This window comes from Mucilaginibacter sp. UYCu711 (assembly GCF_050433825.1).
GTDB lineage: Bacteria > Bacteroidota > Bacteroidia > Sphingobacteriales > Sphingobacteriaceae > Mucilaginibacter.
This window is the reverse complement of the sequence record NZ_JBNPWM010000010.1, coordinates 135,134-147,450: the sequence shown is the minus strand read 5'-3', so window position 1 is coordinate 147,450 and position 12,317 is coordinate 135,134. Positions and strand designations below refer to the sequence as shown.

The following is a 12,317-nucleotide window of genomic DNA, read 5'->3' as shown; positions in this document are numbered from 1 at the left end:
AAAATGCTACAGCCAAAAAGAACGAAGTTCAGAAAGATGCAAAAAGGCAGAATGAAAGGTTTAGCCACCCGTGGTGCTGAACTGTCATTTGGATCTTTCGGTGTAAAATCACTTGAAGCCGCCTGGATCACCAGCCGTCAGATAGAAGCTGCACGTATTGCTGTAACACGTTACATGAAACGTGAAGGGCAAGTGTGGATCAGGATTTTCCCTGATAAACCGGTAACTAAAAAGCCTGCAGAGGTACGTATGGGTAAAGGTAAAGGTGCTCCGGAATATTGGGTAGCGGTAGTTCGCCCCGGAAGGATCATTTTTGAAGCAGAAGGTGTACCACTGGAAGTTGCTAAAGAGGCTTTACGCCTTGCAGCACAAAAACTACCGGTACAAACAAGATTTGTAACACGTAGAGATTACGTAGAAGCATAAATAGAAATTGTTGTAAGTTATAAGTTGTGAGTTTTAAGTAATTATAAGATTCTTACAACATACAACTGGCAACTTATAACTGATAATAATAATAGAAATGAAGAACTCAGAAATTACAGCCATCGCAACTGAAGAGTTGGTAGCAAAATTAGGCGAGGAAAGAGCAAATCTAACCAAGCTAAAATTTGCACACGCGGTTTCAGCGATTGAGAATCCAACCCGTATTACAAAAGTGCGCAAGGATATTGCTCGTTTAAATACTGAATTAACAAAGCGTAAGGCAGCGCAAGCTTCTGAACAGAATTAATTTTTTACGCGTCGAGGAAAATGGAAAGAAATTTAAGAAAAACACGTACCGGCCTGGTAGTTAGCAATAAGATGGAAAAATCTATTGTAGTTGCTGTGGAGCGGAAGGTGAAGCACCCGATCTATGGTAAGTTTATTAAGAAAACTACCAAGTTTATGGCACATGACGAAACTAATACCTGTGGTATTGGTGACACCGTATTGATTATGGAGACTCGTCCGCTGAGCAAGAGCAAAAATTGGAGATTAGTTCAAATTTTAGAAAGAGCTAAATAAGATGGTACAACAGGAATCAAGATTAAATGTAGCTGACAACAGCGGAGCTAAAGAAGTTTTAGTGATCCGTGTGTTAGGCGGTACCGGTAAAAGATATGCCTCAATTGGTGACAAGATTGTAGTAACTGTAAAAAGTGCGCTACCTTCTGGTAACATTAAAAAAGGTACAGTATCAAAAGCCGTTGTGGTTAGGACCAAAAAAGAGATCCGCAGAAAAGATGGTTCATACATCCGTTTCGATGATAACGCGGCGGTTTTGTTAAACAACCAGGATGAGCCGAGAGGCACACGTATCTTTGGCCCTGTTGCAAGAGAATTGCGTGAGAAACAATTTATGAAAATTGTATCATTAGCACCGGAGGTATTGTAACATGGATAAGAAAGCAGCACAAGGAAAACTAAAGATCCGCAAAGGCGATTTAGTAAAAGTTATAGCCGGCGATTCAAAAGGATCACAAGGCAAAATAGTTGAAGTAATATTAGCTAAAAATAGGGCTATTGTTGAAGGTGCCAATATGGTGTCAAAACATACCAAACCTAACGCGGCTAATCCTAACGGCGGTATTGTTAAACAAGAAGCAGCTATACACATTTCAAACCTGGCATTGGTTGATCCAAAAACAGGCGCGACCACACGTGTAGGCCGTAAATTGAATGATGCCGGTAAATTAGTAAGGGTAGCAAAAAAATCAGGGGAGGAAATTAAGTAATGGAATACACACCACGATTAAAATCGAAATACAAAGAAGAAATACGCACTAACCTGAAAGATAAATTTCAGTACAAAAGCGTAATGCAGGTTCCAAAACTGGAAAAAATTGCAATTAACCAGGGTGTTGGTGGTGCTACTACGGACAAGAAATTGATCGAGAACACTATCACTGAGTTAACTACCATTACCGGTCAGCAAGCTGTTGCTTCAAAATCTAAAAAAGATATTTCAAACTTTAAATTGCGTAAAAATATGCCAATTGGCGTACGTGTTACTTTACGTGACAATACCATGTATGAGTTCCTTGATCGTTTGATCTCTGTAGCTCTTCCACGTATCCGCGATTTCAAAGGTATTAACGATAAAGGTTTTGACGGAAGAGGAAATTATACTTTAGGTATAACTGAGCAAATCATTTTCCCAGAGATCAACATTGACAAAATTAACAAAATACAGGGTATGGATATTACCTTTGTAACCTCTGCAACCAACGATGTTGAAGCATTAGAGTTACTTAAGCAATTTGGTTTACCATTTAAAAATCAAACTCCAACTAACAATGGCTAAAGAAGGTGTAAAAGCGCGCGAAGTTAAACGTGCTAAGTTAGTAGCAAAATATGCTGAAAAAAGAGCAGCTTTAAAAGCAGCCGGTGATTTTGCAGGTTTAGATGCTTTACCAAAAGCGTCATCAGCAGTAAAATTGCACAACCGTTGCAAATTAACAGGCCGCCCTCGTGGTTATATGCGCCAGTTTGGTATTTCACGTGTTACATTCCGTGAAATGGCTTTAGCTGGTAAAATACCGGGAGTAAAGAAAGCAAGCTGGTAATTTAAAGGTTATACGTGTTACGTTTTACGTAGTACGGTTTGCCTGTTAAAGCCACGTATAACGTAAAACGTAATACGTACAACAAAAAGAATTAACCGATGGCAGGTCGTCTCTGATGTTAGGAGAAGGAAACCACCATCACAACAAATAAATAATGAATACAGATCCAATCGCAGATTATCTTACCCGTGTAAGAAATGCTATTAAAGCCAACCACAGGGTTGTTGAGATTCCTGCATCTAACCTAAAGAAAGAAATCACCAAGGTGCTTTTTGACAAAGGTTACATTGCAAACTACAAGTTTGAGGAAAACGGTCCGCAAGGCACTATTAAAGTGGCTTTGAAATACCATCCAATAACTAAAATTCCTGCTATCCGCTCAATCGCACGTATAAGCAGACCAGGTTTCAGAAAATATGCTGGCACAGAGAAATTGCCACGTGTATTAAATGGTTTAGGTATCGCTATCCTATCAACTTCTCACGGTGTAATGACCGATAAAGAAGCGCGTCAGCAAAATATAGGTGGCGAAGTTTTATGCTACGTTTATTAATCAGAGGAGGAAAGAAGCAATGTCAAGAGTAGGAAAATCACCAATACCAGTACCGGCAGGCGTTACAATTACCGTATCTGAAGATAATTTAGTTACAGTAAAAGGCCCTAAAGGCGAGTTGTATCAAGCGGTGGATACAGATATAAAAGTTGTGCAGGAAGGTACAGAACTATTAGTTCAACGCCCAACTGATCAAAAACGTCATAAAGCATTACACGGTTTATACCGCGCATTGTTAAACAACATGGTTGTTGGCGTAACAACAGGTTACAAAATAGAACAAGAATTAGTAGGTGTGGGTTACCGCGCAACTAATACAGGTAATACATTAGATTTAGTGTTGGGTTTCTCTCACCATTATGTTTTTGAATTACCAAAAGAAATTAAAGTTTCAACTACTGCTGAAAAGGGTAAAAACCCAACTATAATTCTGGAATCAAACGATAAACAACTGATTGGCCAGGTAGCGGCAAAAATACGCTCGTTACGTACGCCAGAGCCTTACAAAGGTAAAGGTATCAAGTTTGTTGGCGAAGTATTGAGAAGAAAAGCAGGTAAATCAGCATCTAAAAAATAATCGTCATGGCAGCTAGAGCGAAATTATCAAGAAGAGAAAGAATTAAGATGGGAATCAGGAAGCGCCTTTCAGGTTCTTCAACCCGTCCTCGTTTGTCAGTGTACAGAAGCAATAAAGGTATTTATGCGCAGATCATTGACGATGTAACAGGAAAAACTATTGTATCAGCATCATCTTTATCAAAAGAGTTTACTGCTGATGGTACCAAGTCAGATCAATCAGTTGCCGTAGGTAAACTGGTTGCCGAGAAAGCTATTGCAGCTGGTATTAAAGATGTAGTTTTTGACAGGAACGGATACTTGTATCACGGTCGTGTTAAATCACTGGCTGAAGGTGCACGTGAAGGTGGGTTAAACTTTTAATCGAAAAGAGAAATGTCAACAATCAACATAAAAAGAGTAAAAACCAGCGAGATCGAGTTAAAAGACCGTTTGGTAAGCATACAGCGTGTAGCCAAAGTAACTAAAGGTGGCCGTACATTCAGCTTCTCAGCTATCGTAGTGGTAGGTGACGAAAATGGTGTAGTAGGTTACGGTTTAGGTAAAGCAAAAGAGGTTACAGAAGCTATTGCAAAAGGTATTGATGATGCTAAAAAGAATTTGGTAAAAGTTCCGATTATCAACAACACTATACCTCATGAGCAAATAGGTAAATTCTCAGGTGGCTTTGTATTCCTTAAGCCTGCAGCAAACGGTACCGGTGTAATAGCTGGTGGTGCGATGCGTGCAGTATTAGAGTCGGCAGGTGTACATAACGTACTTGCAAAATCAAAAGGATCATCAAACCCGCACAACGTGGTTAAAGCAACCGTATCTGCATTATCACAATTACGTGATGCACATACTGTAGCTCAACAACGCGGAATTAGTTTAGGCAAAGTTTTTAACGGATAATTATCATGTCAAAGATCAAAATTACCCTGATTAAGAGCGTGATCGATAGGACCGAGCGCCAAAAAAGAACAGTGGAAGCACTGGGCTTAAAGAAAATTAACCACAGTGTGGAAGTTGAAGCCAACGCGGCTATTATAGGTATGGTTAGAAAAGTTAACCACCTGGTAGCAGTAGAAAATATCTAATATCATGAATTTAAGTAATCTGAAACCTGCAGAAGGTTCAACCAAAAATAGAAAAAGAATTGGTCGTGGTACAGGTTCTGGCCGTGGTGGTACATCAACCCGTGGTCATAAAGGTGCCGGTTCACGTTCAGGAAAAAAAACAAAAATAGGTTTTGAAGGTGGCCAAATGCCATTACAACGCCGTGTTCCTAAAGTTGGATTTAAAAATCCTAACCGCGTGGAGTACGTTGGTGTTAACCTTGATGTATTGCAAGAACTAACAGATAAATATACACTTACAACTATAGACTTTGCTACTTTAAGGGAGCATGGTTTAGCGTCAAAAAACGACTTAATTAAAATATTGGGCCGTGGCGAGTTGAAAGCCAAATTAGAAGTTACTGCACATGCATTTACAGCTACCGCGCAAAAAGCTATTGAAGCTGCCGGTGGTACTATAGTTAAGCTATAAAACTTTAAACTTTCAAATGAAGAAGTTTTTCACTACAATATCCAATATCTGGAAAATTGAAGATCTAAGAGTGCGTATTACTAACACACTCTTATTTCTTTTAATATATCGTGTAGGTTCTTTTATCCGTTTGCCGGGAGTTAGTGATGCCATCGCATCAAAAGACAAGGCAGAAGGATTGGTAGGGCTGCTAAATATGTTTGCAGGAGGTTCGTTTTCACGGGTCTCTATTTTTGCATTAGGCGTTATGCCTTATATCTCTGCTTCCATCGTGATGCAGTTATTAGGTATTGCTGTGCCTTATTTTGCTAAAATGCAAAAAGAAGGAGAAAGCGGCCGTAACAAAATTAACCAGTGGACCCGTTACCTAACAATATTGATTACAGCTGCGCAAGCGGCGGCTTACCTGCGTTCGCAGGTAACACCTGACGAGATGCTGATAAGTAACCCAATGTTTACTATAATGAATACGTTTGTATTAACAGCGGGTACATTATTTGTAATGTGGTTAGGCGAGAAGATCACAGACAAAGGTATTGGTAACGGTATCTCCCTGATCATCATGGTTGGTATTATTGCGCAATTACCAGGTGCATTTGTAGCTGAGTTTCAAAACCGTACAACCGGTAGCGGTGGCTTAATTACATTTATTGTTGAGCTTGTTGCTTTACTGGGTGTGGTTATGTTTACTATACTAATTGTACAGGGAACCCGAAAAATTGCGGTACAGTATGCCAAGCGTATTGTAGGTAACAAACAATATGGTGGCGTGCGCCAGTATATACCTTTAAAGGTAAATGCTGCCGGTGTAATGCCTATCATCTTTGCTCAGGCATTGATGTTTATACCGGCAACTTTGGCATCGTTTTTCCCTACTGCTGCATCAAATGGTATATTGATAAAATTGTCAGATTATACTTCTTTGTTACACAACGCTGTGTTTGCAGTTCTGATTATCCTGTTTACTTATTTCTATACAGCTATTACGGTTAACCCGAAGCAAATGGCCGAGGATATGAAACGTAATAACGGATTTATACCTGGTGTTAAACCAGGCGAGGCTACAACCAGTTACATTGATGACATTATATCAAGGATTACTTTACCGGGATCTATATTTTTAGCTATCATAGCTATCATCCCGGCACTGGCAAGCTTAGTTGGTGTTAATTCATTATTTGCAAGGTTCTTTGGTGGTACATCATTGATCATCCTTGTTGGTGTTGTTTTAGATACCTTACAACAGATAGAAAGCCATTTATTAATGCGTCATTATGATGGCTTAATGAAAACAGGCAGAATAACTGGCCGTACATCAATACCTGCTGCCACCGGAACAACACCGACAGCAATTTAATAACGAATGTCAAAAATTCATTATAAGTCTGCCGAGGAGATCGAGCTTATTAGATTAAGCTCGATCTTGTTGGCAAAAACACACGGTGAAATAGCGAAAGTTATAGCGCCGGGAATAAAGACTATCGAATTAGACAAACTTGCAGAAACCTTTATACGTGATAACGGCGGCATCCCATCTTTTTTAAATTACGGAGGGTTTCCTTACTCGCTTTGTATTTCATTAAATAACCAGGTAGTACACGGCTTCCCAGGCACCTATGCTTTAAAAGAGGGCGACCTGGTATCGGTAGATTGTGGCGTAACGCTTAATAAGTACGTTGGCGATTCGGCTTTTACTTATGCCATTGGCGAGGTAAGTGACGAGATCAAAAAGCTGATGCGTGTTACGCGCGAGTGTTTAGACCTGGGCATCGAAAAGGCAGTAGTTGGTAACCGCATTGGTGATATTGGTTACGCGGTACAGGAGCATGCTGAAAAGAATGGTTTTGGTGTAGTGAAAGAATTGGTAGGCCACGGAGTGGGACTAAAGCTTCACGAAAAACCGGAAGTGCCAAACTACGGCAGGCGCGGATCAGGCATAAAGTTAGAGGAAGGGATGGTGATAGCCATTGAGCCGATGATAAATGCCGGTCGTGCAGGGGTTAAGTTTTGGGATGATGGCTGGACAGTATCAACTGTTGATGGTAAAGCATCTGCCCATTATGAGCATACAGTAGCTGTAAAAAAGGGAAAAGCAGACATATTAACGTCATTTGAGTATGTCGATAATGTTTTATCAGAAAAAGTTAATTAATTAAAAATATTTTATTAATTTTGCGTCCCGCTTTCAGGGCGGATAATTAAGTAATAATCAGTAAAATATGGCAAAACAATCTTCGATTGAACAGGACGGCACAATTCGCGAAGCGTTATCAAACGCAATGTTTAGGGTTGAGTTAGAGAATGGTCACGAGATTATTGCGCACATATCAGGTAAAATGCGCATGCATTATATCAAGATATTACCTGGCGACAGAGTGAAACTGGAAATGAGTCCATACGATCTGTCAAAAGGAAGAATAACGTACAGATATAAATAATAAATAGAGATGAAAGTTAGAGCATCCATTAAAAAGCGCAGTGTTGATTGCAAGATCATCCGTCGTAACGGGAAACTTTATGTGATAAACAAAAAGAATCCTAAGTTCAAACAGCGTCAGGGATAATTAAAAGCATTGTAATGATCCGTACAACGGTGGCCCGCCGTTCGGTCTTACTACAAACAAAAAACAAATATGGCAAGGATTTCAGGTATTGATTTACCAAAAAACAAAAGAGGAGAGATAGGTTTAACCTACATCTACGGAATAGGCCGCTCAAAATCTCAAGAAATTTTGACTAAAGCTGGTATCGACTTTAATATTAAAGTACAAGATTGGAATGATGACCAGTTAGCTTTGATTCGTGGTATTATCAACGACGAAATTAAAGTTGAAGGCGCGTTACGCTCTGAAGTTCAGTTAAACATCAAACGTTTAATGGATATAGGTTGCTACCGTGGTACACGTCACCGTAAAGGTTTACCATTACGTGGCCAACGCACTAAAAACAACTCACGTACTCGTAAAGGAAAACGTAAAACAGTTGCTAACAAAAAGAAAGCTACTAAATAGTAAGTGATTAATGATTAAGTGCAGAGATGCGCTATATTCATTAGGAATAAAATAAATTAAAAAGATTAATGGGTCCGAGTTATTTAGTAACTCAGTAATTCATTAAATCAATAATTAAAAATCAAAATGGCTAAAAGTAAAAAAGTTACCAAAAAGCGCGTTGTAATTGTTGAAGCCGTAGGCGAAGCACACATCAACGCAACTTTTAACAATATCATTATTACCCTTACCAACAAAAGCGGACAAGCCATCTCTTGGTCGTCTGCAGGTAAAATGGGTTTTAAAGGTTCTAAAAAGAACACACCTTACGCTGCTGGACAAGCTGCCGGCGATTGCGGTAAAGCTGCTTATGACTTAGGTTTGCGTAAAGTAGAGGTGTTTGTTAAAGGCCCGGGATCAGGTCGCGAGTCGGCTATCCGTACTTTGCAAACTACCGGTATTGAGGTAACTACCATAAAAGACATCACACCGCTTCCGCACAACGGATGTCGTCCTTCAAAAAGAAGAAGAGTTTAATTAACCCGATTTTTAAAGCTAAGATTCGGCAGCTACAGGCTGCATGATACTTTAAAACAAACACAAAATGGCAAGATATACAGGCCCCAAATCAAAAATTGCGCGTAGGTTCCGCGAGCCGATCTTCGGTCCGGATAAAGCGTTAGAAAGAAAAAACTATCCACCCGGAATGCATGGCGCTTCTAAAAGAAGAGGAAAGCAATCTGAGTACGCGGTACAGTTAATGGAGAAACAAAAAGTTAAATACACTTATGGTGTGTTAGAGCGTCAGTTCGAAAACTTGTTTCACCGTGCTTCTGCTAAAGAAGGTATCACCGGCGAAAACTTATTGAAATTCTTAGAGGCCCGTTTAGACAACGCAGTATACCGTTTAGGTATTGCTCCGTCACGCTCGGCAGCCCGTCAATTAGTTGGCCACAAACATATCACTGTTAACGGATCGGTAGTAAACATCGCTTCTTACCAGGTTAAAGCAGGCGACGTTATTGCAGTACGTGAAAAATCTAAAACTTTAGAGGCTATCACAACTTCAGTTGCAGGCCACAGAATTAACAAATATAGCTGGTTAGAGTGGGATGCTAATACCTTAACAGGTAAATTTCTTAACTATCCAAACCGTGACGAGATTCCTGAAAACATTAAGGAAAATCTGATCGTCGAGTTATACTCAAAATAATAACGATAATAACACGGATAGTGGTTGGCATATTATGTCAACCATTTTCGTGGTTTAAATCAGTCCAATTAAGTAAACAATAAATAAAGGATATAAATGGCAATATTAGCATTTCAGAAACCAGACAAGGTTATCATGCAAAAGTCTACTGATTTTGAGGGTACGTTTGAATTTCGTCCGTTAGAACCAGGCTTTGGTATAACTATTGGTAATGCGCTACGTCGTATATTACTTTCATCGCTTGAAGGTTATGCAATTACTTCTGTACGTTTTTCAGGCGTTATGCATGAGTTTTCAACTATAAAAGGAGTTGTTGAAGACGTAACCGAGATCATATTAAACTTAAAACAAGTTAGGTTTAAAAAGACAGGTGAGTCTGGCGACAGTGAGAAAGTTTTCGTGATCATCAATGGTCAGGATACTTTTAATGCTGGTGATATAACTAAGTTCTCAAATAACTTTACAGTTTTAAATCCTGATTTGGTTATCTGCAACATGGATTCATCAGTAACGCTTGAAATCGAATTCACGATCAATAAAGGCCGTGGTTACGTAGCAAGCGAAGAAAATAAAAATCCGGATGCGAACGTAGGTGTTATAGCTATCGACTCTATCTACACCCCGATCAAAAACGTAAAATACACTATAGAAAACTATCGTGTTGAGCAAAAAACCGATTACGAGAAATTAGTATTGGATATTGCTACCGATGGTTCTATCCATCCCGAAGACGCGTTGAAAGAAGCTGCTAAGATCCTGATCCAGCACTTTATGTTATTCAGCGACGAGAACATGATGTTAGAAGCGCAAGCTAAAGAAGAAACTAAAGAAGTTGACGAAGAAATTTTACATATGCGTAAGATCCTTAAAACGGAGTTAGTTGATCTTGATCTTTCTGTACGTGCATTAAACTGCTTAAAAGCAGCTGATATCCGCAGCCTGGCTGACCTGGTATCATATGACGTAGCTGATATGTTGAAATTCAGAAACTTTGGTAAAAAATCATTGACTGAAATTCAAGACTTAGTAAAATCAAAAGGTTTATCTTTTGGCATGAACTTGTCAAAATTTAAATTAGACGAAGAATAATTATTGAAAAGAGGTTAGAGATTAGTTAAATAGTCTTTAACCTCTTTTCATTTATAATAAAAAGAGTAGTTACAGCAAGGCGATCTTGCTAACTCCAAACACAGATTTTTAACGGAGTATTTGCATAATTCCGCGGGCTTGACTGAAAAGCCGCCCAACGGTATGCACGTGCCACAAACAACAAAACAATGAGACACGGTAAAAAACACAACCACTTAGGCCGCACCACCAGTCACCGTAAAGCGATGATGAGTAACATGGCTACTTCGCTTATCTTACACAAGCGCATCACTACTACATTAGCAAAAGCAAAAGCTTTACGTGTTTATGTAGAACCAATCCTTACAAAAGGTAAAGACGATACTACACACTCACGTCGTACTGTATTTAGCTACCTGCAAGACAAAGACGCAGTTACTATCCTATTCCGCGAAATTGCTGAGAAAATTGCTTCTCGTCCAGGTGGTTATACTCGTATTATCAAATTAGAAAATCGTTTAGGCGATAACGCTGAAATGGCAATCATCGAGTTAGTTGATTACAACACAGTATACGGTGCAGACGCAGCACAAACAGCTAAAAAATCAACACGTCGTCGTGGTGGTTCGACAGCTAAAGCAAAAACAGACGCGCCGGTTGCAGCAGCACCAGTTGCTGAAGAAGTTGCAGTAACAGAAGCTCCTGTTGAAGATGTAGTTGAAGCACCAGTTGCCGAAGAAGCTATTGAAGCTCCGGTAGCAGAAGAAGCAGCACCAGCTGTTGAAGAAACTCCTGAAGCACCAGCTGCTAACGAAGAAAACGCTGAGAAAGGCGAATAATTAATTATCGCTTTTAGCATATTAAAAACGCCCCGCTCATTTGAGTGGGGCGTTTTGTGTTTAAAAATTTTTGGAAGCTTGATGTTATAGTTTAGATTTATATAGATTATCATTAAAATTTGAGCTATGATAAAACGAGGTATAGCACCGGTACACCCGGGCGTAATATTAAAAGGACTTTATTTAGAACCACTGGAAATAACAATTACCCAAGCCGCAGGCCAATTGGGTATTGCCCGTAAAACATTATCGCAATTGGTTAACGGCCACATGGGTGTGAGCGCAGAAATGGCTATCCGTTTATCGAAAGCGTTAAATACCACGCCGCAATTATGGATGAATATGCAGCAAGGCTATGATCTATGGATTGCTGAGAAAAAATCGGCAGATATAAAGGTGTTGCCGTTTGCAATGGCGTCTTAGTAACTTCTATACCACGTTTCAATCATGACTTCAGTTCGTTGGATATTTTTATTTTTTGCCATAAACTGCTTATGGCTATCTATCTGTTATGGACAATCGCCAAAAGATATTATAGAGAATGTCAAAAAATCTTTTTCTGAGATAAATAACGACAAACTACTACAAAGCGTAAAACTCGATAATACTTCAGTAATTGGACAAATGACTGATGGGGGTAACTCATTAACCGGCTATTTTAATGGATCAACGATTCGCAAAATAAAAGTATGGGTGGGATTATCTTTTGGTATACGTCAATATGAATACTATTTAAAGGACAATCAAGTGTTTTTTATTTATGAGCGCGAGGAAGATTTTCGCTACGATAACAAAACCGGTCAAATCTTATACACTCACCCAAAACTCGGTTTTGAAGGAAGATACTATCTAAACGAAGGGAAAATTATAGATGTCAAGATTAATGGGAAAAAGCGATTCGGCGAAAAACCAATAATTAGCTCTTTAAAAGATATCAAAGTTAACGTAAAACGATATACAAAAGCTCTTCAAGCAGATTTGTAATTAATGAGTTAAGTT

General features: G+C 39.2%; 24 protein-coding genes. All 24 read left to right on the top strand.

Annotated elements, in window-relative coordinates; genetic code table 11:
* The first annotated feature begins 3 nt into the window (after positions 1-3).
* Positions 4-426 (top strand): 50S ribosomal protein L16, encoded by a 423-nt coding sequence (gene rplP, locus ABIB50_RS20530; protein WP_429382810.1) that lies wholly within the window; start codon positions 4-6, stop codon positions 424-426.
* Between the two features lie 97 nt (positions 427-523).
* Positions 524-733, top strand: coding sequence for a 50S ribosomal protein L29 (gene rpmC, locus ABIB50_RS20525; protein WP_429382808.1), 210 nt, complete (start codon positions 524-526; stop codon positions 731-733).
* A 20-nt stretch (positions 734-753) separates the two neighbouring features.
* Positions 754-1,008, top strand: coding sequence for a 30S ribosomal protein S17 (gene rpsQ, locus ABIB50_RS20520; RefSeq protein WP_144246489.1), 255 nt, complete (start codon positions 754-756; stop codon positions 1,006-1,008).
* 1 nt (position 1,009) lies between these two features.
* Positions 1,010-1,378 (top strand): 50S ribosomal protein L14, encoded by a 369-nt coding sequence (gene rplN, locus ABIB50_RS20515; protein ID WP_066006038.1) that lies wholly within the window; start codon positions 1,010-1,012, stop codon positions 1,376-1,378.
* A 1-nt stretch (position 1,379) separates the two neighbouring features.
* Positions 1,380-1,718, top strand: coding sequence for a 50S ribosomal protein L24 (gene rplX, locus ABIB50_RS20510; RefSeq protein WP_429382806.1), 339 nt, complete (start codon positions 1,380-1,382; stop codon positions 1,716-1,718).
* The gene (rplE, locus tag ABIB50_RS20505; protein WP_429382805.1) at positions 1,718-2,287 is read left to right on the top strand and encodes a 50S ribosomal protein L5; all 570 of its coding nucleotides are present in this window, start codon (positions 1,718-1,720) and stop codon (positions 2,285-2,287) included. The genes rplX and rplE overlap by 1 nt, the downstream gene beginning before the upstream one ends.
* On the top strand, positions 2,280-2,549 hold the full coding sequence (rpsN, locus tag ABIB50_RS20500; protein WP_429382803.1) for a 30S ribosomal protein S14: 270 nt from the start codon (positions 2,280-2,282) through the stop codon (positions 2,547-2,549). Before rplE ends, rpsN begins: the two co-directional genes overlap by 8 nt.
* Before the next feature lie 154 nt (positions 2,550-2,703).
* Positions 2,704-3,102: a 30S ribosomal protein S8 gene (rpsH, locus tag ABIB50_RS20495; protein WP_429382801.1), complete on the top strand. Its 399-nt coding sequence runs from the start codon at positions 2,704-2,706 to the stop codon at positions 3,100-3,102.
* 19 nt (positions 3,103-3,121) lie between these two features.
* Positions 3,122-3,679, top strand: coding sequence for a 50S ribosomal protein L6 (rplF, locus tag ABIB50_RS20490; RefSeq protein ID WP_429383090.1), 558 nt, complete (start codon positions 3,122-3,124; stop codon positions 3,677-3,679).
* A gap of 5 nt (positions 3,680-3,684) precedes the next feature.
* The gene (rplR, locus tag ABIB50_RS20485) at positions 3,685-4,041 is read left to right on the top strand and encodes a 50S ribosomal protein L18 (protein WP_230545255.1); all 357 of its coding nucleotides are present in this window, start codon (positions 3,685-3,687) and stop codon (positions 4,039-4,041) included.
* Positions 4,042-4,053: 12 nt separating this feature from the next.
* Positions 4,054-4,572: a 30S ribosomal protein S5 gene (gene rpsE, locus ABIB50_RS20480; protein WP_144246482.1), complete on the top strand. Its 519-nt coding sequence runs from the start codon at positions 4,054-4,056 to the stop codon at positions 4,570-4,572.
* A gap of 5 nt (positions 4,573-4,577) precedes the next feature.
* Positions 4,578-4,757, top strand: a complete 180-nt coding sequence (gene rpmD / locus ABIB50_RS20475) for a 50S ribosomal protein L30 (RefSeq protein WP_429382799.1) — start codon at positions 4,578-4,580, stop codon at positions 4,755-4,757.
* 4 nt (positions 4,758-4,761) lie between these two features.
* Positions 4,762-5,208, top strand: a complete 447-nt coding sequence (gene rplO / locus ABIB50_RS20470; protein WP_429382797.1) for a 50S ribosomal protein L15 — start codon at positions 4,762-4,764, stop codon at positions 5,206-5,208.
* A 16-nt stretch (positions 5,209-5,224) separates the two neighbouring features.
* A complete protein-coding gene (gene secY, locus ABIB50_RS20465) occupies positions 5,225-6,565 on the top strand; it encodes a preprotein translocase subunit SecY (protein ID WP_429382795.1) in 1,341 nt (446 codons plus the stop codon).
* 6 nt (positions 6,566-6,571) lie between these two features.
* Positions 6,572-7,360 (top strand): type I methionyl aminopeptidase, encoded by a 789-nt coding sequence (map, locus tag ABIB50_RS20460; RefSeq protein ID WP_429382793.1) that lies wholly within the window; start codon positions 6,572-6,574, stop codon positions 7,358-7,360.
* A gap of 67 nt (positions 7,361-7,427) precedes the next feature.
* Complete coding sequence (gene infA, locus ABIB50_RS20455; protein WP_090643449.1) at positions 7,428-7,646, top strand: translation initiation factor IF-1; 219 nt, start codon at positions 7,428-7,430, stop codon at positions 7,644-7,646.
* Positions 7,647-7,655: 9 nt separating this feature from the next.
* Positions 7,656-7,772, top strand: coding sequence for a 50S ribosomal protein L36 (gene rpmJ, locus ABIB50_RS20450; protein ID WP_082855993.1), 117 nt, complete (start codon positions 7,656-7,658; stop codon positions 7,770-7,772).
* A gap of 69 nt (positions 7,773-7,841) precedes the next feature.
* The gene (gene rpsM / locus ABIB50_RS20445; protein WP_230545249.1) at positions 7,842-8,219 is read left to right on the top strand and encodes a 30S ribosomal protein S13; all 378 of its coding nucleotides are present in this window, start codon (positions 7,842-7,844) and stop codon (positions 8,217-8,219) included.
* 126 nt (positions 8,220-8,345) lie between these two features.
* Positions 8,346-8,735, top strand: coding sequence for a 30S ribosomal protein S11 (gene rpsK / locus ABIB50_RS20440; RefSeq protein WP_429382791.1), 390 nt, complete (start codon positions 8,346-8,348; stop codon positions 8,733-8,735).
* Positions 8,736-8,802: 67 nt separating this feature from the next.
* Entirely contained in the window at positions 8,803-9,411 is a 609-nt protein-coding gene (rpsD, locus tag ABIB50_RS20435) for a 30S ribosomal protein S4 (protein ID WP_429382789.1), read from the top strand.
* A 96-nt stretch (positions 9,412-9,507) separates the two neighbouring features.
* On the top strand, positions 9,508-10,500 hold the full coding sequence (locus ABIB50_RS20430; RefSeq protein ID WP_429382788.1) for a DNA-directed RNA polymerase subunit alpha: 993 nt from the start codon (positions 9,508-9,510) through the stop codon (positions 10,498-10,500).
* A 188-nt stretch (positions 10,501-10,688) separates the two neighbouring features.
* Positions 10,689-11,318 (top strand): 50S ribosomal protein L17, encoded by a 630-nt coding sequence (rplQ, locus tag ABIB50_RS20425; protein ID WP_429382787.1) that lies wholly within the window; start codon positions 10,689-10,691, stop codon positions 11,316-11,318.
* Between the two features lie 126 nt (positions 11,319-11,444).
* The gene (locus tag ABIB50_RS20420) at positions 11,445-11,741 is read left to right on the top strand and encodes a HigA family addiction module antitoxin (RefSeq protein WP_429382785.1); all 297 of its coding nucleotides are present in this window, start codon (positions 11,445-11,447) and stop codon (positions 11,739-11,741) included.
* A gap of 24 nt (positions 11,742-11,765) precedes the next feature.
* On the top strand, positions 11,766-12,302 hold the full coding sequence (locus ABIB50_RS20415) for a hypothetical protein (RefSeq protein ID WP_429382783.1): 537 nt from the start codon (positions 11,766-11,768) through the stop codon (positions 12,300-12,302).
* Positions 12,303-12,317 lie beyond the last annotated feature (15 nt).

Bases quoted from the DNA above. Each gene is read 5' to 3' on its own strand.
- rplP (WP_429382810.1), top strand. From the start codon at position 4: ATGCTACAGCCAAAAAGAACGAAGTTCAGAAAGATGCAAAAAGGCAGA.
- rpmC (WP_429382808.1), top strand. From the start codon at position 524: ATGAAGAACTCAGAAATTACAGCCATCGCAACTGAAGAGTTGGTAGCA.
- rpsQ (WP_144246489.1), top strand. From the start codon at position 754: ATGGAAAGAAATTTAAGAAAAACACGTACCGGCCTGGTAGTTAGCAAT.
- rplN (WP_066006038.1), top strand. From the start codon at position 1,010: ATGGTACAACAGGAATCAAGATTAAATGTAGCTGACAACAGCGGAGCT.
- rplX (WP_429382806.1), top strand. From the start codon at position 1,380: ATGGATAAGAAAGCAGCACAAGGAAAACTAAAGATCCGCAAAGGCGAT.
- rplE (WP_429382805.1), top strand. From the start codon at position 1,718: ATGGAATACACACCACGATTAAAATCGAAATACAAAGAAGAAATACGC.
- rpsN (WP_429382803.1), top strand. From the start codon at position 2,280: ATGGCTAAAGAAGGTGTAAAAGCGCGCGAAGTTAAACGTGCTAAGTTA.
- rpsH (WP_429382801.1), top strand. From the start codon at position 2,704: ATGAATACAGATCCAATCGCAGATTATCTTACCCGTGTAAGAAATGCT.
- rplF (WP_429383090.1), top strand. From the start codon at position 3,122: ATGTCAAGAGTAGGAAAATCACCAATACCAGTACCGGCAGGCGTTACA.
- rplR (WP_230545255.1), top strand. From the start codon at position 3,685: ATGGCAGCTAGAGCGAAATTATCAAGAAGAGAAAGAATTAAGATGGGA.
- rpsE (WP_144246482.1), top strand. From the start codon at position 4,054: ATGTCAACAATCAACATAAAAAGAGTAAAAACCAGCGAGATCGAGTTA.
- rpmD (WP_429382799.1), top strand. From the start codon at position 4,578: ATGTCAAAGATCAAAATTACCCTGATTAAGAGCGTGATCGATAGGACC.
- rplO (WP_429382797.1), top strand. From the start codon at position 4,762: ATGAATTTAAGTAATCTGAAACCTGCAGAAGGTTCAACCAAAAATAGA.
- secY (WP_429382795.1), top strand. From the start codon at position 5,225: ATGAAGAAGTTTTTCACTACAATATCCAATATCTGGAAAATTGAAGAT.
- map (WP_429382793.1), top strand. From the start codon at position 6,572: ATGTCAAAAATTCATTATAAGTCTGCCGAGGAGATCGAGCTTATTAGA.
- infA (WP_090643449.1), top strand. From the start codon at position 7,428: ATGGCAAAACAATCTTCGATTGAACAGGACGGCACAATTCGCGAAGCG.
- rpmJ (WP_082855993.1), top strand. From the start codon at position 7,656: ATGAAAGTTAGAGCATCCATTAAAAAGCGCAGTGTTGATTGCAAGATC.
- rpsM (WP_230545249.1), top strand. From the start codon at position 7,842: ATGGCAAGGATTTCAGGTATTGATTTACCAAAAAACAAAAGAGGAGAG.
- rpsK (WP_429382791.1), top strand. From the start codon at position 8,346: ATGGCTAAAAGTAAAAAAGTTACCAAAAAGCGCGTTGTAATTGTTGAA.
- rpsD (WP_429382789.1), top strand. From the start codon at position 8,803: ATGGCAAGATATACAGGCCCCAAATCAAAAATTGCGCGTAGGTTCCGC.
- ABIB50_RS20430 (WP_429382788.1), top strand. From the start codon at position 9,508: ATGGCAATATTAGCATTTCAGAAACCAGACAAGGTTATCATGCAAAAG.
- rplQ (WP_429382787.1), top strand. From the start codon at position 10,689: ATGAGACACGGTAAAAAACACAACCACTTAGGCCGCACCACCAGTCAC.
- ABIB50_RS20420 (WP_429382785.1), top strand. From the start codon at position 11,445: ATGATAAAACGAGGTATAGCACCGGTACACCCGGGCGTAATATTAAAA.
- ABIB50_RS20415 (WP_429382783.1), top strand. From the start codon at position 11,766: ATGACTTCAGTTCGTTGGATATTTTTATTTTTTGCCATAAACTGCTTA.